This is a genomic window from Rhizobium nepotum 39/7 (assembly GCF_000949865.1).
Taxonomy (GTDB): domain Bacteria; phylum Pseudomonadota; class Alphaproteobacteria; order Rhizobiales; family Rhizobiaceae; genus Agrobacterium; species Agrobacterium nepotum.
Genome location: NZ_JWJH01000004.1, coordinates 128,746 through 151,607, shown reverse-complemented (window position 1 = coordinate 151,607; position 22,862 = coordinate 128,746). Strand labels below are relative to the sequence as shown.

Here is a 22,862-nt window from a genome sequence, read left to right as displayed (position 1 = left end):
TAACATCGGCCGTAACATCGGCAGGGCCGACGTCACCCCGCGCCTCGACAGGTATCAACCTGTCATGTCAAAGATTTATCTGAAAAAGCGACGACAAGTCCAGAGTGCGGGCGGCGCAAACGCCGCTTTAAGTCATATTACTTCAGAAGGTCGGATCAACGGGATTGATGCCGGGATACCAATCCTTGGAGACCGGATTTCTGCCGCCGAAGCTGGAAACGCCGTTTTCATCGGTGCACCGGTAACCCTGAACGGGAAGCCCGCGGCTGCCGAAAACATCCCGGTGGGGACCTCGTGAATAGCCGGTCGTACCAAGTTCGCTATGACAGTTGTAGCGGACCTTGGGTTGCAGCGTTCGCGGGTCCTTGACGCCTGGCAGGTTCGCATAGGCGTCAGGCGCCGGGGCAAAACCGTTCTGAAAAACGGTCTGCGCCTCCGCAGAAGCGCTCAGTAGAACCGCTGCCAGGATAGCTGCCAATCGTGTCGCCGTCTTTGTCTTCATCGATGCCGGTCCCGTACCATCATTTACCCGATGTAGGCTCTCGGTGGCGGTCGTACAAAGGGCGGGGCAGGCACAATTTCGTGAGAGCAGTCTTCTCAGCCTTCGAGACGCCGGAAAGCCGTCGGCTTTTCATAAAGCCAGCCGATACGCTCTATGGCCGCATCGAGATTTTCGCGCGCGACATTCATCGTGTGGCCATTGGCGTGCAGCAGCGTTTCTTCGTTTTCCATGAGGCCGACATGGCCCTTCCAGAACACAAGATCGCCACGCTTCAATTCGTCACGCTCTATTTCCACACCGAGCGATTTCACCTGCATGTCGGTATCGCGCAGAACCCGCCGGCCCGTCATCGCCATGGAGAGTTGTACCAGGCCCGAACAATCGATGCCGAAGCCGGAGCGCCCGCCCCAGAGATAGGGCGTTTCAATAAAGCGCAACGCCACCGCAACATAGTCCTCTTCAAGAGCATCCTCGACCGCACGGCAATGAGAGGCAATGATGCCTTCGCCTTTTTCGGTCAGCAGATAACGGGTGCCGCGCGTCTCCGCCTCACCGACAATCCGGATCAGGCTACCCATGGAAAGGGTAGTGACCGGCGGCTTGCGCAGTTCGGCGGAAGGATAGAGGAAGGTGCGCGGCACAGTCACCCGATGGGTGGCGGCAACCACATCGCCGATCGCCGTCTCCGGCACATAGCCGGCATAGCCATCCGCATCCGCCTGCACCCATGCCCAGTCATCCGCCCTATCGAAGACACGCACGGTTTCACCAAACAGAAGCTCCGTATCGATGCCGGTGGCAAGATCGGGCGTGGGGCGAAGGCCAATAACGGGTATCGCGATTTGCGCGGGCGTGCCGCTGACGAAACGCTCGGCCTGAACCACGCCCTGCAGTTTCTCATCAGCCAGATCGGAGCGGAAGACATTCAGGCGGCGGTCGAGCATCATGGTTTCACATCCAGAGGTTAGATCTTGCGCGCCTGATCAATAATCAGATCGCCGAATTTTTCCAGATAGAGCGCACCTGCGACCGTGCGTTTTATCACGACATTACGCTTGTCCCGCTCGTCCCGCATCCTGTCAACCAGCCCGAGCGCGCCGAGACTGTCGAGTGCGCGGGTGATGACCGGTTTGGTCACGCCCAGCATTGCGGCGAGGCCCCTGACGGTATGCGGTGGCGGCACGAGATAAATCTGCAGCAGGATCGCGGTCTGACGCAAGGTCAAATCCGGCGCATCGGCAATTACCTGTACCGTGGACACGCGATGCCAAAGCCCCAAGGCCTCCGTAGGCGAAAGTTCTGCAGGCAAACCGGTAAACCTTCCAGTTGTTATCCTACCGTTTTCATTCAACAGAACGGAAAACTCAAGAACCATACCGCACAAACGAAAACCGCCGCGCTATCGCAGACCATAAAAGATCGCGCGGCGCGGCGGTGTTTCTCGACCCGGTTTCCGGGCTTTCAACGTCCCCTCTGGACTTGCAACATAACATGCAGGAAGTGTGCCAGTTTTATTGCGGCGCACAAATATGAGCAAAAACAGTTGCTTAGAGTATGATTCCGGCTTTGTGGCCAAATTTTCCGCAAGACGGAAACAGCAATAAAAACAGGCAATCAGCAATTCAGTGCTTAAAAACCGCCTTCCGCCACAACAGCGGAAGGCAAGGATCGTTGCGGATCAGATTTCCGCGCCGCGTGTGGCATCGACCGCATCGGCATTTTGCTTGCGGTTATAACGGATCGACGACCAGAGCGAGATGCCGATCAGCGCCGCACCGCCAAGGCCGGTGATGACCTCCGGTATGTGGAACATCGTCTGCACGTACATGATGACGGACAGGATGAGGATCGCGTAGAAAGCGCCGTGCTCCAGATAGCGATATTCGGCAAGCGTCCCCTTTTCGACCAGCATGATCGTCATCGAGCGCACATACATGGCGCCGATACCGAGGCCGATGGCGATGATGAACAGGTTCTGGGTGAGTGCAAAAGCGCCGATCACACCATCGAAGGAGAAGCTGGCATCCAGCACTTCGAGATAGAGAAACGCGCCGAAGCCGCCCTTTGCAGCACCTTCCAGCACTTCCTGGCTACGATCGAGAATGCCGCCGACGACTTCCACCAGCAGGAAGGTCAAAAGACCCCAGATCGCCGAATGGAAGAAGGTGTTGGCCGCGACCGGACCAAGTGCCGGATCGTCGCTCGCACCGATGATGCGGGAGAAGACCAGCATGACGACCAGCACGAAGGCGATCTCGATGCCCTTGACGGAGGAATAGATCGCAGCCTTTTCCTCGATCCAGCGCACCCAATGTACGTCCTTCTCATGGTCGAAGAAGAAGTTCAGGCCAACCATCATCAGGAAGGTGCCGCCGAAAGCAGCGATCGGCAGATGGGCGTCACGCATGATTTCGGCATAACGTTCCGGCTGCGTGGCGGCCATGACGAGCGCCGTCCAGGGGCCGACATTGGCGGCAACGACCACGATCAGCAGCGGGAAAACGATACGCATGCCGAAAACGGCAATCAGGATACCCCAGGTCAGGAAGCGATGTTGCCAGACCGGCGTCATCTCTTTCAGCTTGTTGGCATTGACGATGGCGTTGTCGAAGGAAAGCGAGATTTCCAGCACGGCAAGCACCGCGCAGATGAAGAAGATCGTGGCTGTGCCACTGACCGTTCCGGTCATTTCCCAGCCGAGATAACCGCCGAGAATGAGACCGATGATGGTGACGATAAAAGCCCACTTGAAGTAGGAAAGCGTGGTTTTCTGGGCGGTGCTCATGTCCGGTCACCTCCGGTCACGAAGACGATAGCGGAACGACGCAGGGCGTCGGGCCGCACGCAGAAAGCACGCGCGCGAAGCACATTCAGGTTTTTCATAGTTTTTAATCCGCCGGCCAATTTTTGCAGGCGGTACCGACATCGCGAGAGCGCCGTAAAACTCTCGCCAGAGGGGCCCGGCACCTTTGTTTCCTCTGTCCTTGCGAGACATATGATCGCAGGACCCCCTCTTACTCCCCGAAGATCACCTCTTCGTCAAGTCCCGTGATTGTGTCTGCGTCTGGTAAAACGGATCAGACCTGTTCCGCAGCCAGGTTTTCGGCAGTTCCCTGGCGTCGTTTGAGGGTATTTTCGCGGAAGAAAATATAAAGCCCGGAAAGAACGATCAGACCCGCACCGACGACGATACTACTCTGCGGCACATCGCCGAAGAACAGCCAGCCGAAGATCACGGCCCAGAGCAGCAATGTATATTGCAGCGGCGCGACGGTGGCGGCATCTGCGAGCTTCAGAGCCCGGTTGACCAGCACATGCGCCGCCATGGCGACCACGCCGAGCAGGCCGAGGAACGCCAGATCGAAGCCGGACTGGACCGGCAACCAGCCCGACGGCGTCAGGAACACCGCAACAATGCCCGCAAGTGCGGCGCCGATGATCTGCCAGAAGGCGAGCACCGTATCGGGCGTGTTGCGCAGCTGGCGCCCGGACAACATCATGAAGGCGAATGCGGCGCTGCCGACAATGGAGAACAGTGCGGCGGAGGTGAGGCTTGCCGAACTTGGCCTCAGCGCGATGAGAACGCCGACAAAACCGATGGCAATGGCCGTCCAGCGACGCCAGCCGACCTTTTCGCCGAGCAGAAACGGCGAGAGCGCCGCCACGTAGATCGGCGCTGCCAGCCAGTAGGTCATGACGTCGGCCAGGGGCAGGCTCGCGACCGCGAAATAAAAGCAGAAAAGCTCGGCTGTGGAGAAGAATACGCGCGCCACCTGAAGAGATGGCCGCTCGATTTTCACGAGGCCGGAGAGACCGGCTCTCCAGACGATGGGAACGAGGATGACAAGAGCCGCAGCGCTTCGGATGAGGATCACCTGACCCTGGCTATAGGTCGATACGAGCCATTTTCCCATGGCGTCGTTCAACGCGAAAAGCAGCATTCCAAGCAGCATGACGGCCACGCCAAGGCCGGTCGGCGAAAGCTTTCTTATCATATTCGACATGTCAGATTCCGATTTCTCCCAATGGCTGCATTGGTCGTTCAGCCAACCATACCTTGTCAAGCCCGGAGCCGCAGGACTCGCGCATTAATAGTACTAATAAATCGACCAATGCGGATGTCATGTGAACATTCGCCTTTCTTCGGCAACCAGTTCCTGAAGAAAATCGACCACCGTGCGGACACGAACCAATTGGCGTGCGGATTCATGATAGGCCGTCCAATAGGACCGGCTTATGCTCATTTGCGGCATGATCCGCAGAAGTTCGGGATATTGCCCGGCGATGTAATTGTGCAGGATGCCGATGCCGGCACCGGAGCGCACCGCCTCGGTCTGGCCGGTGGCGCTGGATATTTCAAAGGCGGCATCCCAGTCGCGCATGATCTCGCCGGTGTAATTAAGCGAGGGGGAGAAGATCAGATCCTCCACGTAACCGATCCTGCGATGGCGCTTCAGCGCTTCGACATCCGTCGGCGTTCCGTATTCGGCCAGATACTCCGCCGAGGCATAAAGCCCGAGCGAATAATCGGTGAGCTTTGAAAACATCAGCCTGCCCTGTTCCGGCCGCTCGATGGTGATGGCGATATCGGCCTCGCGCTGTGACAGGGAAAAGGAGCGCGGTACCGGCACGAGCTGGATCTTCAGGTCGGGATAGCGCGCGGTCAGCCGGCCCAGCCGTGGCGCAAGAAAGGAAACGCCGAGACCATCCGGCGCGCCGATGCGCACCGTTCCGGCAACCGCCGTATCGACACGCCCGAGATTTGCCTGCGCATTCAGCATTTCGGTTTCCATGCGCTCGGCCCCCTCGAGAAGACGCTGGCCTTCCTCCGTCAGTTCACAGCCATTGGTGCTTCGCAAAAACAGCTGTGTGCCGATGGCGGCTTCCAACGCGGAAACCCGCCGGCTGAGGGTGGCATGGTTGACGCCGAGCTTTCGAGCCGCCGACAGAAATTGCCCGCTTCGTGCCACGCTTAAGAACAAACGCACATCATCCCAGTTCATGGCGGCCTCATTGTATCTATTTCTGCACAATGGATGCTTATTTCAGGCGATTGATTTGTGCAAATCGAAAGGTAATGCTGCGCTATCACATTCTGGAGGAACACCCATGAAGGAAATCGGTCATTTCATTAACGGCAAGCATGTGCCCGGCACCAGCGGCCGCACATCCAATGTCTACAACCCGGCCACGGGCGAAGTGCAGGCAACCGTCGCACTTGCAAGCGATGCCGAGCTGCGCGCCGCGGTCGAAAGTGCCAAGGCTGCACAGCCGAAGTGGGCTGCCACCAACCCGCAGCGCCGCGCCCGCGTGTTCTTCAAGTTCGTCGAACTTCTGAACCGGGACCTGACCGAGCTGGCGACGCTTCTCTCGACTGAGCACGGCAAGACCGTCGAAGATTCCAAGGGCGACATCGTGCGCGGCCTCGAAGTCTGCGAATTCGTCTGCGGCATTCCGCATCTGCAAAAGGGTGAGTTCACCGAGGGCGCGGGTCCGGCCATCGACATGTATTCTATCCGCCAGCCGGTCGGTATCGGCGCGGGCATCACGCCGTTCAACTTCCCCGGCATGATCCCGATGTGGATGTTCGCGCCGGCGATCGCCTGCGGCAACGCCTTCATCCTGAAGCCCTCCGAGCGCGATCCGTCGCTGCCGATCCGCCTTGCTGAACTGATGATCGAAGCCGGTCTTCCCGCCGGTATCCTCAACGTCGTCAACGGCGACAAGGGTGCCGTCGACGCCATCCTGACCGACCCGGATATCGGCGCGGTCTCCTTCGTCGGCTCGACGCCGATTGCCCGCTACGTCTACGGCACAGCCGCCATGAACGGCAAGCGCGCGCAGTGCTTCGGCGGCGCGAAGAACCACATGATCATCATGCCGGATGCCGATCTCGATCAGGCGGTAAACGCATTGATGGGCGCAGGTTACGGTTCGGCAGGCGAGCGCTGCATGGCCGTTTCCGTTGCGGTTCCGGTTGGCGAAGAGACGGCCAACCGTCTCGTTGAAAAGCTTATCCCGCAGATCGAAAGCCTGAGAATCGGCCCCTACACCGATGACAAGGCCGATATGGGCCCGCTCGTCACCAAGGAGGCGCAGACGCGCGTCAAGGCACTGATCGACAGCGGTATCGAACAGGGTGCAAAGCTTCTGGTCGACGGCCGCGACTTCAAGCTGCAGGGCTATGAAGACGGCTATTTCGTCGGCGGCTGCCTGTTTGACCACGTCACCCCTGATATGGACATCTACAAGACGGAAATCTTCGGACCGGTTCTCTCCGTCGTTCGCGCCAAGAATTACGAAGACGCGCTCGAACTGCCGATGAAGCACGAATACGGCAACGGCGTCGCGATCTACACCCGTGACGGCGACGCGGCCCGCGACTTCGCCAGCCGCATCAACATCGGCATGATCGGCATCAACGTTCCGATCCCGGTTCCGCTCGCCTACCATTCCTTCGGCGGCTGGAAGGCCTCGAGCTTCGGCGACCTCAACCAGCACGGAACGGATTCGATCAAGTTCTGGACGAAGACCAAGACGATCACCTCGCGCTGGCCGTCCGGCATCAAGTCGGGCGCCGAATTCGTCATGCCGACGATGAAATAAGCGGTGCGTCTTTGAACAACAAGCCGGCGGGCAACTGACCCGCCGGTACCCTGACCCTTGTAGAGAAAGCCGTCAGTTGGTCGGGCCGTCGTTGAAACCGACTTCATCCACCAGTTCGGATGCCTGCTTGCGATGGGCAGCAATATCCGTCAGCGGCAGCTTGTCGGGATTGATGGGGCCGAAACCCTTGACGACATCGGAAGGCTCCGCGCCGGACAGCACCGGATATTCAAAGACCTGCTTGGCGTAGATTTCCTGCGCCTCGCGCGATGCCAGGAATTCCATCAGCTTCAGCGCATTGTCCTTGTTGGGTGCGTATTTCGTGAGCGCCATGCCGGAAATATTCACATGCGTGCCACGATCGCCCGCATTGGGGAAGATCACCCGCACCGACCCAGCCCATTCCTGTTCTTCCGGCTCACGGTCGTTTGTCAGCATCAGGCCGACATAATAGGTATTGCCGAGCGCGATATCGCATTCGCCGGAAAAGATCGATTTCGCCTGACTGCGATCCGTTCCATCAGGCTTGCGAGCCAGATTGTTCTTGAGGCCGGTCAGCCATGTCCGGGTATAATCGACGCCATGATGGGCGATCATCGAGGCGATCAGCGCGATATTGTAGGAGTGCTGGCCGTCGCGAATGCAAATCTTGCCCTTCCATTTCGGGTCGGCAAGCTCCTCATAGGTGATGTCCTTTTGGGTTACCCGTTCCTTCGAGGCATAGACCACACGGCCGCGCGTCGTCAGGCCGAACCACTCGCCCTGCGGATCGCGCAGATTGGCAGGGATATCCTTTTCAATAACGGGATCGTTCAGCACCGGCTGCGTGACGCCGCCTTCTTTCGCCTCGACAAGCCGGGCGATATCGACCGTCAGCAGCACGTCGGCCGGCGAATTGACGCCCTCGGCCTGAATGCGCTCCACCAGCCCCTTGTCGAGGAAAAGAACGTTGGCCTCTATGCCCGTTTCTTTGGTGAAGGCATCGAGCAGCGGCTGGATCAATTCAGGCTGCCGGTAGGAATAGACGTTCACCTCACCATCCGCAAAAGCGGCGGGCGCGGCCGAGAGGATCGTCAGGCCCGAAAAAACGGCAGCGGAAAAACAGGATTTCAAGCTTGCCATTACGAATGTCTCCATTACATTCAAATTCTTGACTTGTTTGTTCATGAATCATCAGAACGGTCAACAAGGCTGTTTGAGAAATATCTGATGGACACCAGTTTTTTCGGTTTCTGGAATTGTTCTAAACTGAAAAAGAGACTATATAACTCCACATTGAGAGTTAGGAGACCAGCATGCGTTTGACCAAACAGACCAACTATGCGGTTCGCATGTTGATGTATTGCGCCGCAAACCAAGGCAAGTTGAGCCGCATTCCGGAGATTGCCAGGGCTTACGGCGTCTCTGAGCTGTTCCTTTTCAAAATTCTGCAACCGCTCAACAAGGCCGGCCTGGTGGAAACCGTGCGCGGCCGCAATGGCGGCGTGCGGCTTGGCAAGCCTGCCGAGAAGATCAGCCTGTTCGACGTGGTGAAGGTCACCGAAGACAGCTTTGCCATGGCCGAATGTTTCGAAGACGGCGCTGTCGAATGTCCGCTCGTGGACAGCTGCGGCCTGAACACGGCGCTTCGCAAGGCGCTTAATGCCTTCTTCGATGTGCTGGCGGACTATTCGATCGACGATCTCGTCAAGGCGCGGCCCCAGATCAACTTCCTGCTCGGCATCGACACGGAAATGCCGAAGATCGTCGCCCTTCCGGCCGCCTGATCGGCCCATTGCCCAACCGGCAATTGCCATAGCCCGTGTCCGCAGGTCACGGGCTTTTCTTTTATGGAATACTCCTGAAATGCAATATTTTTGGCCTCGCGTGTTGACGTCGCGCGACGAAGCGGCGCATTTGGTCGCGAGCTTTTTTGAAGCAATCAGCCAGCGTCGCAATGATCATCAAGCCTGAATTCCACACATTTGCGCTTACCGCACTCGTCGGCAGCATGGGTGCGCTGCTTGCCAGCCTGCTCGATATTCCCGCACCCTTTCTTTCCGGTCCGGCGCTCGCCGTAACGATCACGGGGCTGGCCGGCGCAAAACTTGGAATTCCGGCCTCTATCCGCAATGCCTGTTTTGTCGTCGTCGGCATTTCGATGGGAACGAGCGTGACGCCCTCGGTGATCGATGCCGCAAAGACGTGGCCCCTGAGCTTCGTCGTCGTGCTCGCCGCCGTCGTCATCATGCTCTATGTCGCCTACTGGATCCTGCATTACGGCTTTGGATACGACCGGACGACGGCGATGCTGGGCGCTTCACCTGGGCACCTCAGCTATATCATCAGCCTCGGCGCCGAGACCAAAAGCGACCTTGCGACCGTCAGCATCGTGCAAAGCGTGCGGGTGCTGGCGTTGACGCTTTCCGTGCCGCTGATCGTCGAATATTTCGATCTGGTCAGCACGGAACCGCTCATCGTCAACCCGCCTATGGGCCTGTTCACACTGGCGCTGACCATCGGCGCGTCGCTTGCGATGGGATGGCTCTTCCTGCGATGGAAATTTCCGGCAGCATTGCTGCTCGGCGGCGTCGCCGTTTCCATCGGCACCCACATTACCGGCTTGACCGAGGGCGGCGTTCCGACCTGGCTCAGCCTGCCGGTCTATGTGCTGATCGGCTGTCTCATCGGCACGCGCTTTTCGAATGTGTCGCTGATGGATGTGCGGAAAGGCTTTCTGGCGGGTTTCGTTGTCACCATCGCCGTCATGCTGATTGCCGGAAGCATCGCCTGGATGATTTCCAACATCACCGGTGTTCCGCTCAATGCCGTCATGATCGCCTATTCGCCGGGCGGTCTTGAAACCATGGCGGCCATGGCCGTGATGATGCATGCCGATACCGCCTATGTCGGCTCGCATCACGTCCTCAGGCTCCTGTTTCTGTCGGTTCTCATGCCGCTCGTCATGGGCAAAGGCGCGCGCAAGCAAGACGGCGAAACATAGCGAGGGGTCAGCAGCCTGAGCCACGCACATAAAAATGCGGCCTTCCTTGCAACCATTTTTCCTCCGGGCCGTTACGGCTTGGCCGCAATTGCGGCGGCGACTTTTCACCTGTTTGGCAGGCTGACCCACCGGAGGAACTTTCATGAACCGCTTGATGACGTTGACGGGCGCCGGACTTGCGCTTGCACTTTTTGGCTCCATTGCCCAGGCGCAGGTGGTCGTCTCGTCGAAAATCGACACGGAAGGCGGCGTTCTCGGCAACATCATCCTCGCCGTTCTGAAACAGAACAATATCGAGACAACGGATCGCATCCAGCTCGGCGCAACGCCGGTCGTCAGAAAGGCGATCACGGCGGGCGAGATCGACATCTATCCGGAATATACCGGCAATGCCGCCTTCTTTTTCTCCAAGGCGGACGACCCGCTCTGGAAGGATGCCGCCAAGGGTTATGAGGAAGCCAAAACGCTCGATTACGACGTCAACAAGATCGTCTGGCTGGCACCATCACCGGCAAACAACACCTGGGCGATCGCGCTGCGCAAAGATGTTGCCGACAAAAACAATCTGAAGACGCTTTCGGACTTCGGCAAATATATCGCCGGTGGCGGTGAGGTGGTTCTTGCCGCATCCTCGGAATTCGTCAACTCCGCCGCCGCCTTGCCGGCATTTCAGACCACTTACGGCTTCACCATGAAACCGGACCAGTTGATCACGCTTTCCGGCGGCGATACCGCCGCCACGATCGCCGCCGCCGCCAATCAGACGAACAATGCCAATGCCGCCATGGTCTATGGCACCGATGGCGGCATCGCCCCCTCCGGTCTTGTGGTGCTTGAGGACGACAAGCATGTGCAGCCCGTCTACCAGCCAGCGCCGATCATCCGCGAAGAGGTTCTGAAAAAGCACCCCAATATCGAAGAATTGCTGAAACCCGTGTTTGAAAAGCTGGATCTGGCGACCTTGCAGGACTTGAACGCCCGCGTACAAGTGGGCGGCGAACAGGCCAAGACCGTCGCGACCGACTTCCTGACGAAGAACGGTTTCCTTAAGTAATTGCCTCTAACGAGCGGGATAGCGGAAACCACGCGCGGTTTCGTTATCCCGCCGTATCCATGGTCCAGAGGGAGCGAAATTTGACGAAATGGCCTGACAAGGTGGGCGTGCTGATTTCGTGCCTGCTTCTCTACGCGCTTTTCGCGTCTCCCTTCATGACATTGCGCGCCAACCGGATCGTTCAGGGCGAAACCCGGACGATCTTCGAAGCCCTTCCAGCTTCTGCCGCGACCATCCTCGTCGCGATCATCCTCCTCGCTGCCTTCGTCGCCTTTTTCCGCTTTCCGGCGCGCCTGAAACTCGCAGCCGCGCTGGCGAGCCTTGCGGCGCTGGCAATCTTCGTCGGGCAGGCGGCGTCTGCCCTGACACCCGATGGTAACGGCTTTGCGCGCGTTTCGCCGGCGAGCGGTTTCTGGCTGATGTTTGCGGGGCTGGCCTTACTCGCCACGGATTGTATCGCCCGCCTCCAGCCGAAGCCGGGCTTGCGGATTTTGCTGCTGTTGATGGCCATGGCAGCGCTTGCAGCGGTTCTGACAAGCGGCCTCTGGGGCGATCTCTCCATCATCAAAGAATATACCGGCCGGGCCGATACCTTCTGGACCGAGGCACGCCGACATGTCGAGCTTGCCATCGGCTCGCTGGTCGCGGCGACCGTGGCCGGTATCCCACTCGGCATTCTCTGTTACAAGGTCGAGCGATTGCGCTCCGGTGTGCTGAACGCTCTCAACATCGTCCAGACCATTCCCTCCATCGCCCTTTTCGGTCTTCTGATCGCGCCGCTCGGATGGATGGCGGCCAACGTGCCGGGCGCGGCGAAGATCGGCATCGCCGGCATCGGTATGGCGCCCGCTTTCGTGGCGCTGTTTCTCTATTCGCTGCTGCCTGTCGTCTCCAATACGGTGGTCGGCCTTTCCGGCGTCTCGCAAGCGGTGCGGGAAGCAGCGCGTGGGCTTGGGATGACGGCGGTGCAAAGGTTGCTGCGGGTGGAGTTTCCGCTGGCCATGCCGGTCATTCTTACCGGCATTCGTATCGTCTTGGTGCAGAATATCGGGCTGGCGACCATCGCGGCGCTGATCGGCGGCGGCGGATTTGGTGTTTTCGTGTTTCAGGGCATTGGGCAGACGGCGATGGACCTCGTCCTGCTCGGCACCGTGCCGACCGTGCTGCTCGGCTTTGCCGCTGCGATCACGCTCGACGCCCTCATCGACAGCAATCTCTTCAGCGCAGGCGGAAGGCAAAAAGCATGATCGAGATCGACACCATCACAAAACGGTATGGCGATACGACCGTGGTCGACCAAGTCTCGTTGACCGTCCCGCCCCGCACCGTCACCGTCATCGTCGGCACTTCCGGGTCGGGAAAAACTACGCTGCTTCGCATGATAAACCGACTGGTGGAGCCGACCTCCGGCACGATCCGCATCGACGGAGACGATGTGAGCACTATGCCGGGCTACAAGCTGCGCCGTCAGATCGGCTATGCCATTCAGGGCCATGGGCTGTTTCCGCATCGCACCGTGGCGGAGAATATCGCAACTGTTCCGCAACTGATCGGCTGGGACCGCAAGCGCATCGATGCGAAAATCGATGCGCTGATGCATCTCTTCCAGCTTGATCCCGCGCTTTATGCCGACCGCTTTCCGCATGAGCTTTCCGGCGGCCAGCAGCAGCGCGTCGGCGTGGCCCGTGCGCTGGCGGCCGAACCGAACATCCTGTTGATGGACGAACCTTTCGGCGCCCTGGACCCGGTTATCCGTGCCAAGGCCCAGAACGATCTTCTCGATATCCAGAAGAAGCTCGGCGTCACGATCGTTCTCGTCACGCATGATATGGACGAGGCCTTCCACCTGGCGGACCGCATCGCCGTCATGGACAAGGGCCGTATCGTTCAGGACTGCCCGCCGGCGGAACTAGTGCTGAAACCCGCAACGGATTTCGTCCGCACCATGATCGGCGAAAACGAGCGCGCGCTTAAGCTGCTTTCCGTCCTGTCCGTCGCTGATATCGTGGAGCCGGGACATGCGGAAGGCGAACCGCTGAACGAGCACACCAGCCAGCGCGACGCCCTGTCGGCGATGTTATGGGCGGGCTGCGATGCCTTGCCGGTGCTCAAAGACGATGGTCAGCCGGCGGGCCGGGTACGGCGCGATGTTCTCCTCCAGCGTGCTGCCGGAACCCCATGAAAAACGCCGCTTCGTTTTTCGCCCCCGGACTTCTGGTGCTGGCGCTGATCGTCTTTCTCGCGGCGCCGCAAATCTTCACGCCGGTATTCCGCCCTCTCGTGCAGGCCAACGCGCCGGCGATCTACGTCCAGGCCAATCTGTTTTCCCTGACACTTTCGCATCTGACCATTGTCGGGATCGCCACGGGGCTGGCCACTCTGGTGGCGGGCGCTCTTGCGGTTCTCGTCACCCGCCCGTTCGGCGCGGATTTTCTGCCGCTGTCACGCAGCATCGTCAATATCGGCCAGACCTTTCCGCCGGTGGCGGTGCTGGCGCTGGCGGTGCCGATGATCGGTTTTGGCGAAAAACCCACGCTCATCGCGTTGTTTCTCTATGCGCTGCTGCCGGTTTTCGAAAATACGCTGACCGGGCTGACGACCCTGCCCGCCGCCGTGATGGATGCCGCCAGAGGCAGCGGCATGACCGGCTGGCAACGGCTTGTCAAAGTCGAACTGCCGCTTGCCCTTCCAGCAATTCTCGCAGGCGTCAGGCTTTCGGCGGTCATCAGCCTTTCGACCGCGACCATCGGCTCCACGGTTGCCGCCCGAACGCTCGGGGAAGTCATCATCGCCGGTTTGCAATCCAACAATCTCGCCTTCATCCTCCAGGGCGGCTTGATCGTCGCCGCTCTCGCGATCCTGATCCATGCTACTTTTTCAGCGCTGGAAAGGGTGGCAGCTCGGAAAACAGGGCATTAGCGGCAGGAAGCGCCTCATTTTTATGTTCCCGACACCCGCCGCACATGTTAGGGGCAGACCGTCGAAACAGAAACATTCGAGGTTCGGGTGACACAGGCAATCGTCGTGATGGGAGTGAGCGGCTCTGGCAAGTCCACGGTCGCAGAGGAACTGGCGGAAAAACTGGGCATTGCCTTCATTGAGGGCGACAAGCTTCACCCGAAATCCAATGTCGACAAAATGTCGGAGGGCATTCCGCTGACCGACGAAGACCGCTGGCCGTGGCTCGATCTCATCGGCGCGGAACTGCACAAGGGCCGTGAAAATAACGGCGTCGTCGTTTCCTGCTCGGCGCTCAAGAAAATCTATCGCGACCGACTTCGCAAAGCCGCAGGTGGCTCGCTCGCTTTCGTCTATCTGGACGGCAGCCTGGAACTTCTCAGCCGACGCATGGGCGAGCGCAAGGGCCACTTCATGCCGCTCTCGCTGCTCCAGACCCAGCTTGCGACGCTGGAAGTGCCGACCGGCGAACCCGGTGTCGTGACCGTCAGCATCGACGCCACGCCGGAGGATATCACCGCAAACGCGCTTTCCGGTTTGCAAGCGGTGACGTTTTAAAATCCGAGCCTGTCGCGCATGCCGTACCACCATGCGCCAAGCACGGTCAGCGGCACACGGAAGGTCTTGCCGCCCGGGAACGGGTAGTTCGGCAGGGAACTCCAGACATCGAAACGCTCAGCGTGGCCTGCAACCACCTCGCCCAGTATCTTGCCGAGCAGATGCGTGGTGGTGACGCCGTGGCCGCTATCACCATGCGAAAAATAGACGTTATCCGACAGCCTGCCCATATGCGGGATGCGCGTCAGTGTCAGCGCGAAATTGCCGCTCCAGGCGAAATCTATCCTGGTCTGTTCCAGTTGCGGGAAGGTCTTCAGCATGTTCGGACGGATCACGCCCGTCAGGTCCGCCGGGTCGCTGCCGCCATAGCCGATGCCACCGCCATAAAGCAGGCGATTGTCGGAGGTGCGGCGATAATAATCGAGAATGTAATTGGCATCCTCGACGCAATAATTGGCGGGCAGGAGTTCCTCGATCAGATCGGCATCGAGCGGCTCTGTCGCCATGACCTGACTTGAGACCGGCATCATCCGGTCACCGATTTCCGGCAGCAGCTTACCGAGATAGGCATTGCCGCAGACGAGAACATATTTCGCCTTCACGCTGCCCGTTGCCGTGCGGACAACGGGGTTCGCACCCTGCTCCAGCGAAATGACCCGCGAGTTTTCAAAAATACGCGCACCGAGGCTTTCGGCCGCCGCCGCTTCCCCCTGCACCAGATTGAGCGGATGGATGTGGCCCCCGAAGCGGTCAATCATGCCGCCAGCATAACGGTCGGTCTGCACGTATTTTCCGACATCGGCTTTAGCGACCATCTCAAGTCCGCCATGGCCGTGTTTTTCCCAATGGGTGTTGTGAGCCTCCATCTCGCGGATCTGTTTCGGCGTAAAAGCAGCGAAAAAGCCGCCATCAACGAGATCGCAATCGATGGCGTATTTCGCGATGCGCTCGCGGATGATCGCGCCGCCTTCCAGCGACATTTCCCCGAGTTTCACCGCCTTTTCATGACCGTAACGACTGGCGATTGTTTCGAGGTCGCGGCTGTAGCCATTGACGATCTGGCCACCATTGCGGCCCGAGGCACCGAAGCCGACCCGCACCCCCTCCAGCACGATAACGGAGTAACCGCGTTCGGAGAGTTCGAGGGCGGCGGAAATGCCGGTAAACCCGCCGCCGATGACGCAGACATCCGCTTCCAGCGCACCTTCCAGCGAGGGCCGCACGGATTTGACATTGGCGGAGGCCGCATACCAGGAGGATGCGTGGCCGGGGTTGGGAATATTCGTCACCTCAGCCATCTCACACCGTCCTGATATAGGCGTCATATTCGACGTCGGTTACACGCAGGGAAAATTCGGAAAGTTCCTGCTGCTTGCAGGCAGAAAACAACGTGCGATAGCGCTGGCCGAGCGTTGCATAAGCGAAGCTCGAACGCGTGAAGCGCTGAAGAGCATAATCCCAGTTGGTGGGCAGGGGCTCGTGATTGATGGCGTGGCTGTCGCCGGAAATCGCGCCACCGGGCTGGCGTTTTTCCTTCATGCCGGCGAGCGCCGCACTCAGGATCATCGCCACGACGAGATAGGGATTGGTATCGGCACCGGCGACGCGATGTTCGATACGCGTTGCAGCTTTACTGGCTGTGATGACGCGCACCGCCGCCGAACGGTTGTCGATGCCCCAGGAGGCATAGGTGGGCGCATGCTCGCTGGGCGTCAGGCGGCGATAGGAATTGGCATGGGGAGCGAAGATCGCCATGCTTTCCCCCATATTTTCCAAGAGACCGCCGACCGAATGCATCAGCGCGTCGGACGGGCCATTTTCCCCACCGTAGATGTTGGTGCCGTCACCATCGAGAACGGAGAAATGCACATGCATGCCGTTGCCGGCCTGCAACCCGTAGGGCTTGGCCATGAAGGTGGCGTCAAGTTCATGCCGCCGCGCCACACCCTTGACGATGCGTTTCAGGAAGACCGCAAAGTCGGCGGCCCGCAATGCGTCCGGTACGTGATTGAGGTTGATCTCATATTGTCCGGGGCCGTTTTCCCGCAACGTCGTATCGGCAAGAACGCCCTGCGCGCGGCAAGCGGTGGCGATATCGTGGAAGACATCCTCGAAATCCTGCAATTCGGAAATCGACAGAACCTGTGTCTGGCCCGTGTGCCAACGGCCTTCGCGGCTGTGTGGCGGACGAACGGGATCGAGCGCGGAACGAACCGGGTCGATCAGATAGAATTCGAGTTCGGTGGCCACGACCGGTGTGAGACCGGCCTTTTTGTATGCTTCCAGAACCCGCGCCAGAACATTGCGCGGATCACCGTAAAACCCTGTTCCATCCGGATTTTTCATCGCGAGCAGGACCTGCGCGGTCGGTCGGCCAAGCCATGTCACCCGCGACAGCGTGCCGGGAACAGGAAAGCAGAACCCGTCCGGATCGCCCGTACCTTCGGCAAGGCCTGCGGCGTGCACATCGCGGCCCCAGATATCCAGCGCATAGACCGAGCGCGGGATCGCCATTCCCTTTTCAAGAACATCGATCGCCCGTTCGCGCGGAATCCATTTGCCGCGCGGCACGCCGTTTGCGTCTATGACGAAGGCTTCGAGAATTTCGATATCGGGGTTATCGGCGAAAAATTTCTTTGCGTCTTCAATATCATACATCATGCACCAGTAGGCCGTTTCTCTTCTGTTTCGCGCGCAAAAGCGCTTCGCTAACGAAAATCGTCCTGCTGCTGATAGATGAGAAACCTCGCCGTCATGATGACGCTCGCCCTTTTTCCCCTTGGATAAGCCCATGTTACGTGGCCCGCTGCAGGAAGGCCAGCGGATTCGGCCACTAGAGCGGGATGGCGAAAAGTGTGCGCGGTTTTCGCCTGAGATCCCGCTCCAAACGTATAATCTATATCATGATGACTCTAGGTCATCAGAATCTAGGGATTGAACCTTTCGGGGCGGTAGGCATCGATGGCGATGACCGGCGTTTCTCCCAGCATGGTTTCCGCCAGCACACGGCCGGTGATAGGCCCGAGCGTCAGCCCGTGATGGGCATGGCCGAAAGCGAACCATAGTGTTTTATGACGCGGCGCCTTGCCGATGATCGGCATCATATCCGGTGTGCAGGGGCGCGCTCCCATCCACGGTTCCGCATCCAGCCTGCCGCCGAGAGGAAAGGCGGTGCGGGCGACCCGTTCCGCCCGCTCGATCTGCACGGGGGATTTCGGCGCATCGCGTTCGGCGAATTCCGCACCGGTCGTCAGGCGGATGCCTTTTCGCATCGGCGCCAGAAAATAACCGCGCTCCGCGTCAATCAGCCAATTGTTGAGCTTCGTGCCCTCCTGCGCCGCATAGTGCATGTGATAGCCGCGCTTCACGCCGAGAGGGAAGCGATAACCCAGCCGCTCCGTCACGGTATCCGCCCACGGGCCAAGTGCCACGACGGCCTGTTCCGCCTCGACTGCGCCGGTTTCGGTACGCACCGTCCAGCCGTTCACCGTCTGGCTGAGCGTGGATGCATCGCCCCGGACAAAGGTTCCGGCGAGGCTTTCGAACAGTCGTAGATAGGCGAGCGTCAGCGCATGCGGATCGAGCACCGACCAGGGATCGTTCCATTTCAGGCCACCGACGAAATCGCGGCTGAGATGCGGTTCCGCAGCGGCGAGTTCTTCAGCGTCGAGTTTCGTATGGGAAATGCCGTGGTCGCGCGCCAGCCGCTCGGCGAAAGCATAATCGGCATCCCGCTTTTCGGCGGTCCTATAGGCCTCCATCCAGCCATTTTTCACGATCAGATCACCGGCCTTGGCCTCGTCGATCAGGACGCTGTGCTCGGAAACCGAATGTTCGATCAGCGGCGCATAGGCGCGGGCAATCGTGGCGTGGCGTGTGGCCGAAGAGTTGTACCAGTAACGACTGAGAAAGGGCGCGATCTTGGGCAGGGCCGACAGATGATAACGGGCATCGATGCTGTTGTTCAGGGAATATCGGAGCAGCCGGCTGACCTCCTGCGGGAAGGCGTAAGGCACAACGCCCTCTCTCTGGATCAGCCCGGCATTGCCGAAGGAAGTTTCTTCACCCGGCCCCCGCCGGTCCACCAGGACGACCGATTTGCCCCTGCGGGCCAGTTGCAAAGCGACGGAGACCCCGATGATCCCCGCCCCCAAAACGATCACATCCGCTGCCATGGCATTCAATCCGTTTCCGCATCACGTCTTCCGCAACATGGGTCGGCATTTTCAGCAAAGCAACAGAAAAATCATCGCCTTAATAGAAACAGCAATGTGCCCGCTACTGGCTCACTGCTTTGGTTTCGACCGCCTCAATATTGAAAGCGGCGGCCAGCAGGGCCTTGGTGTATTCCTGCTGCGGATCGGCGAATATATCCGCCGCCGGGCCGCTCTCCACCACCTTGCCGTTGCGCATGACGATCACGTCATTGGCAAGCGCCTTGACCACCTTCAGGTCGTGGCTGATGAAGAGATAGGCGAGTTCGTGTTTGGCCTGGAGATCGCGCAACAGATCGACCACCTGCGCCTGCACGCTCATGTCGAGCGCCGATGTCGGCTCGTCCAGCATGACGAAGCGGGGTTTCAGCACCATGGCGCGGGCAATGGCGATACGCTGGCGCTGGCCGCCGGAAAATTCATGCGGATACCGCCAGCGCGTCGCCGGGTCGAGGCCGACTTCTTCGAGTGCCTTGGCAACGCGGATGTCACGCTCATCGGCCGAAAGCGACCGTTCATGCACCTTCAGGCCCTCGGCGACGATTTCGCCCACTGACATGCGTGGGCTGAGCGAACCGTAGGGGTCCTGAAACACCACCTGAAGCCGGTTTCTGAGCGGCTTCATCATTTCATAGGAATAGCTGTCGATCGACTGGCCGATGAAGCTGATCCGCCCCTGCGAGGAAATCAACCGGGAAAGCGCCAGACCAAGCGTGGTCTTGCCGGAGCCGGATTCGCCAACGACACCAACCGTCTGTCCGGCGCGAAGGGTGATATCGATACCGTCAACCGCCTTGACGTGATCGACCACCCTGCGCATCAGCCCTGCCTTGATCGGGAACCAGACCTTTATGTCGTCGCCCTGCATGACCACGGGCTTGCTGGTATCGGAAAGCGGCGGCTCGCCCTTGGGTTCGGCTGCCAGAAGATGGCGGGTATAGGCGTGTTGCGGATCGGTAAACACCTGTTCCACCGTGCCGGTCTCGACGATCTTGCCCTTGGTCATGACGCAGACACGATCGGCGAACTTGCGCACGATGCCGAGATCGTGGGTGATGAACAGCATGGACATGCCGTGCCGGTTCTTGAGATCGCTCAGCAATTCGAGGATCTGCGCCTGAACGGTCACATCGAGCGCTGTCGTCGGTTCGTCGGCGATCAGCAGTTTCGGGCGGTTGGCAAGCGCCATGGCAATCATCACGCGTTGCCGCTGGCCACCGGACAGTTCGTGCGGATAGGCCTTCAGACGCTTTTCCGGCTCGCGGATACCCACCTGCAGCAGCAGTTCCAGCGTGCGCGCCCGCGCCTCCGCTCCGGTGATCGCCTGATGCAACTCCAGAATCTCGCCGATCTGCCGCTCGATGCTGTGGAGCGGGTTGAGCGAGGTCATCGGCTCCTGAAAAATCATGGTGACGTCGTTGCCGCGGACCGCACGCAGCGCCCGTTCCGGCAGCGTCAGCATATCCTTGCCGTCGAACAGGATTTTGCCTGAGGGATGGCTCGCCGCCGGATAGGGCAGCAATTTGAGAATGGAGTTCGCCGTGACCGACTTGCCGGAGCCGGATTCCCCGACAAGGGCGACAACCTCGCCCGGCATCAGGTCGAAGGAGACCTGATCAACGGCGATACTGGTCGCGCCGCCCTGATGAAAGGCGACGGAGAGGTCACGGACGGAGAGAAGCGGCTGGGTCTTTGTTTCCATCATGGCGATCACCGGAACGTCTTGCGTGGGTCGAAGGCGTCTCGCACCGCCTCGCCGACGAAGATCAGGAGCGACAGCATGATCGACATGGTGAAGAAGGCGGTGAGGCCAAGCCAGGGCGCCTGAAGGTTGTTCTTGCCCTGCGCGATCATCTCGCCCAGCGACGGCGACCCCGGCGGCATGCCGAAGCCGAGGAAATCGAGCGAGGTCAAAGTGGTGATCGAACCGGAAAGGATGAACGGAAGGAAGGTCAGCGTTGCCACCATGGCGTTGGGCAGAAGATGCCGGAACATGATCGTGCCATTGCCGACGCCCAAGGCACGGGCGGCGCGGACATATTCGAAGTTTCTGGCGCGCAGGAATTCCGCGCGGACGATGCCGACGAACCCAACCCATGAGAACAGCAGCATGATGCCAAGCAGCACGAAGAAGCCGGGCGGCAAAATGGCTGCGATGATCAGCAGAATATAAAGCACCGGCATCGACGACCAGATTTCGATGAAACGCTGCAACAGCAGGTCCGTCCAGCCGCCGAAATAACCCTGGATAGCGCCGGCGGTCACCCCGACGAGAGCCGACGCAATCGTCAGCGTCAGGCCGAACAGTACCGAAATGCGAAATCCGTAGATCATTCGCGCCGTGACGTCGCGAGCCTGATTGTCGGTTCCGAGCCAATTGAGGTTGCCGAGCGTGCAGCCGGGATCGGCATTGCCCTGAGGATAGGCGGAGCAACGGTCCTTTTCGTCCATCAGCCAGAAGGGTGCAGTGGGGGCGGAATGCGGAATATTGGAATTGACCGTTTGATAGGAATAGCGGATCGGTGGCCAGATCATCCAGCCATTGGCGTTGATCTCGTCCTGAATGAAGGAGGATTTGTAATCGGTCTGGGCAAGAAAACCGCCGAACTTTTCTTCCGGATAATCGACCATGACCGGCACCAGAAACTCGCCCTTGTAGGAGGCGAAAATGGGTTTGTCATTGGCGATGAATTCCGCGATCAGGCTCAGGAAAAACAGGATCAGGAACAGCCAGAAGGACCAGTAACCGCGCCGGTTTGCCTTGAAATTCTGCCAGCGGCGCTTGGTGGTCGGCGAAAACCATGGGCGCTTCGGCTTTACCAACGTTTCCGTTGCGGCGGTATGGGCAAGCGTCATCACACGTCCCTCCGCTCGAAATCGATGCGCGGATCGATCCACGTGTAGATGAGGTCGGAAATGAGGCTGACCACGAGGCCCATCAGCGAGAAGATGAAGAGCGTGCCGAACACGATCGGATAGTCACGGTTGACGACCGACAGATAACCGAGGCGGCCAAGGCCATCCAGCGAGAAGATATTCTCGATCAGCAGTGAACCGGTGAAGAAGGCCGAGATGAAGGCGCCCGGAAAACCAGCGATCACGATCAGCATCGCATTGCGGAAGACGTGGCCATAAAGAACCTTGCGTTCGCTAAGGCCCTTGGCACGGGCGGTGATGACATATTGCTTCTTGATCTCGTCGATGAAGGAATTCTTCGTCAGAAGCGTCGTCGTCGCGAAAGCCGAGAGCGACAGCGCGATCAATGGCAGGGTCAGGTGCCAGAAATAGTCGATGATCTTCTGCCACCAGTTCAGCTCGGCAAAATTATCCGACACCAGACCGCGCAGCGGGAACCAGTCGAAGAACGATCCACCGGCAAAAAGCACGATGAGAAGAATGCCGAACAGGAAGCTCGGCACGGCATAACCGATGATGATGATGCCTGATGTCCAGATATCGAAGGTCGAGCCGTCGGAAACGGCTTTCTTGATGCCGAGTGGAATGGAGATCATGTAGGAGATGATCAATATCCAGAAGCCGAGCGACATCGAGACCGGCAATTTGTCGATGATGAGATCGATTACCGACGAGTTGCGGAAGAAGCTGTCGCCGAAATCGAAGCGGATGTAATTCCACATCATTTCGAGAAAACGGGTGAGCGGCGGCTTGTCGAAACCGAACTGTTTCTCAAGCTTGGCGATGAGTTCCGGATCGAGGCCCTGTGCGCCGCGATATTTCGAGCCGCTTTCATCGAAACCGCCTGACTGGCCAAGAAGATCGCCGCCGCCCGAGAGGCGGTCGGAGGCGCTGTCGCCCTGCCCCGTCAGCTGCGCGACGACCTGTTCCACCGGCCCGCCTGGCGCGAACTGGATGACAAGAAACGAAATGCCCATAATGCCGACGATGGTCGGGATCATCAGCGCCAGACGTCTGAGGATATAGGCGCCCATCAGCCCTTGCTCCCGGCCGATACGTCAGCGGTCTTCG

General features: G+C 59.3%; 21 protein-coding genes. 8 read left to right on the top strand and 13 right to left on the bottom strand.

The window, feature by feature from the left end:
- Positions 1 to 142: 142 nt before the first annotated feature.
- The 6 genes from RS75_RS05390 to RS75_RS05365 all read right to left on the bottom strand — a co-directional run bounded on the left by RS75_RS05390 (position 143) and on the right by RS75_RS05365 (position 5,505).
- Positions 143 to 502 carry a hypothetical protein gene (locus RS75_RS05390; protein WP_045018134.1) on the bottom strand — a complete coding sequence of 120 codons (360 nt, stop codon included), beginning with the start codon at positions 500 to 502 and terminating at the stop codon, positions 143 to 145.
- 95 nt (positions 503 to 597) lie between these two features.
- Positions 598 to 1,449, bottom strand: coding sequence for a C40 family peptidase (locus tag RS75_RS05385; protein ID WP_045018131.1), 852 nt, complete (start codon positions 1,447 to 1,449; stop codon positions 598 to 600).
- Between the two features lie 17 nt (positions 1,450 to 1,466).
- On the bottom strand, positions 1,467 to 1,811 hold the full coding sequence (locus RS75_RS05380) for a MarR family winged helix-turn-helix transcriptional regulator (protein WP_045018129.1): 345 nt from the start codon (positions 1,809 to 1,811) through the stop codon (positions 1,467 to 1,469).
- A gap of 369 nt (positions 1,812 to 2,180) precedes the next feature.
- Positions 2,181 to 3,287, bottom strand: coding sequence for a DUF475 domain-containing protein (locus RS75_RS05375; protein ID WP_045018127.1), 1,107 nt, complete (start codon positions 3,285 to 3,287; stop codon positions 2,181 to 2,183).
- 292 nt (positions 3,288 to 3,579) lie between these two features.
- A complete protein-coding gene (locus RS75_RS05370; RefSeq protein WP_200893615.1) occupies positions 3,580 to 4,506 on the bottom strand; it encodes a DMT family transporter in 927 nt (308 codons plus the stop codon).
- 117 nt (positions 4,507 to 4,623) lie between these two features.
- Positions 4,624 to 5,505 carry a LysR family transcriptional regulator gene (locus RS75_RS05365; protein ID WP_045018124.1) on the bottom strand — a complete coding sequence of 294 codons (882 nt, stop codon included), beginning with the start codon at positions 5,503 to 5,505 and terminating at the stop codon, positions 4,624 to 4,626.
- 106 nt (positions 5,506 to 5,611) lie between these two features.
- Here RS75_RS05365 and RS75_RS05360 point away from each other — a divergent pair, with 106 nt between their 5' ends.
- Positions 5,612 to 7,108: a CoA-acylating methylmalonate-semialdehyde dehydrogenase gene (locus RS75_RS05360; protein ID WP_045018123.1), complete on the top strand. Its 1,497-nt coding sequence runs from the start codon at positions 5,612 to 5,614 to the stop codon at positions 7,106 to 7,108.
- A gap of 72 nt (positions 7,109 to 7,180) precedes the next feature.
- Here the strand turns inward: RS75_RS05360 and RS75_RS05355 are convergent, their stop codons facing one another.
- Positions 7,181 to 8,230, bottom strand: a complete 1,050-nt coding sequence (locus RS75_RS05355) for a Fe(3+) ABC transporter substrate-binding protein (RefSeq protein WP_045018122.1) — start codon at positions 8,228 to 8,230, stop codon at positions 7,181 to 7,183.
- Positions 8,231 to 8,403: 173 nt separating this feature from the next.
- On the opposite strand from RS75_RS05355, the gene rirA reads away from it, so the two are divergent.
- The 7 genes from rirA to RS75_RS05320 all read left to right on the top strand — a co-directional run bounded on the left by rirA (position 8,404) and on the right by RS75_RS05320 (position 14,661).
- A complete protein-coding gene (gene rirA, locus RS75_RS05350) occupies positions 8,404 to 8,874 on the top strand; it encodes an iron-responsive transcriptional regulator RirA (RefSeq protein WP_045018121.1) in 471 nt (156 codons plus the stop codon).
- A 170-nt stretch (positions 8,875 to 9,044) separates the two neighbouring features.
- Positions 9,045 to 10,091 carry an AbrB family transcriptional regulator gene (locus tag RS75_RS05345; RefSeq protein WP_045018120.1) on the top strand — a complete coding sequence of 349 codons (1,047 nt, stop codon included), beginning with the start codon at positions 9,045 to 9,047 and terminating at the stop codon, positions 10,089 to 10,091.
- Between the two features lie 142 nt (positions 10,092 to 10,233).
- Positions 10,234 to 11,145: a glycine betaine ABC transporter substrate-binding protein OsmF gene (osmF, locus tag RS75_RS05340; protein ID WP_045018119.1), complete on the top strand. Its 912-nt coding sequence runs from the start codon at positions 10,234 to 10,236 to the stop codon at positions 11,143 to 11,145.
- An 80-nt stretch (positions 11,146 to 11,225) separates the two neighbouring features.
- A complete protein-coding gene (locus RS75_RS05335) occupies positions 11,226 to 12,392 on the top strand; it encodes an ABC transporter permease (protein ID WP_045018346.1) in 1,167 nt (388 codons plus the stop codon).
- Entirely contained in the window at positions 12,389 to 13,327 is a 939-nt protein-coding gene (locus RS75_RS05330; protein WP_045018118.1) for an ABC transporter ATP-binding protein, read from the top strand. Before RS75_RS05335 ends, RS75_RS05330 begins: the two co-directional genes overlap by 4 nt.
- On the top strand, positions 13,324 to 14,064 hold the full coding sequence (locus RS75_RS05325) for an ABC transporter permease (RefSeq protein WP_045018117.1): 741 nt from the start codon (positions 13,324 to 13,326) through the stop codon (positions 14,062 to 14,064). Before RS75_RS05330 ends, RS75_RS05325 begins: the two co-directional genes overlap by 4 nt.
- A 108-nt stretch (positions 14,065 to 14,172) precedes the next feature.
- Complete coding sequence (locus tag RS75_RS05320; RefSeq protein WP_045018116.1) at positions 14,173 to 14,661, top strand: gluconokinase; 489 nt, start codon at positions 14,173 to 14,175, stop codon at positions 14,659 to 14,661.
- Here the strand turns inward: RS75_RS05320 and RS75_RS05315 are convergent.
- The 6 genes from RS75_RS05315 to RS75_RS05290 all read right to left on the bottom strand — a co-directional run bounded on the left by RS75_RS05315 (position 14,658) and on the right by RS75_RS05290 (position 22,825).
- The gene (locus RS75_RS05315; protein ID WP_045018114.1) at positions 14,658 to 15,959 is read right to left on the bottom strand and encodes an NAD(P)/FAD-dependent oxidoreductase; all 1,302 of its coding nucleotides are present in this window, start codon (positions 15,957 to 15,959) and stop codon (positions 14,658 to 14,660) included. The genes RS75_RS05320 and RS75_RS05315 overlap by 4 nt on opposite strands.
- Before the next feature lies 1 nt (position 15,960).
- Entirely contained in the window at positions 15,961 to 17,322 is a 1,362-nt protein-coding gene (locus tag RS75_RS05310) for a glutamine synthetase family protein (protein ID WP_045018113.1), read from the bottom strand.
- 266 nt (positions 17,323 to 17,588) lie between these two features.
- Positions 17,589 to 18,836 carry an NAD(P)/FAD-dependent oxidoreductase gene (locus RS75_RS05305; RefSeq protein WP_045018112.1) on the bottom strand — a complete coding sequence of 416 codons (1,248 nt, stop codon included), beginning with the start codon at positions 18,834 to 18,836 and terminating at the stop codon, positions 17,589 to 17,591.
- A 103-nt stretch (positions 18,837 to 18,939) separates the two neighbouring features.
- The gene (locus RS75_RS05300; RefSeq protein WP_084686504.1) at positions 18,940 to 20,580 is read right to left on the bottom strand and encodes an ABC transporter ATP-binding protein; all 1,641 of its coding nucleotides are present in this window, start codon (positions 20,578 to 20,580) and stop codon (positions 18,940 to 18,942) included.
- A gap of 5 nt (positions 20,581 to 20,585) precedes the next feature.
- The gene (locus tag RS75_RS05295; RefSeq protein WP_045018108.1) at positions 20,586 to 21,731 is read right to left on the bottom strand and encodes an ABC transporter permease; all 1,146 of its coding nucleotides are present in this window, start codon (positions 21,729 to 21,731) and stop codon (positions 20,586 to 20,588) included.
- Positions 21,731 to 22,825, bottom strand: coding sequence for a microcin C ABC transporter permease YejB (locus RS75_RS05290; protein ID WP_045018106.1), 1,095 nt, complete (start codon positions 22,823 to 22,825; stop codon positions 21,731 to 21,733). Before RS75_RS05290 ends, RS75_RS05295 begins: the two co-directional genes overlap by 1 nt.
- Between the last annotated feature and the right edge of the window lie 37 nt (positions 22,826 to 22,862).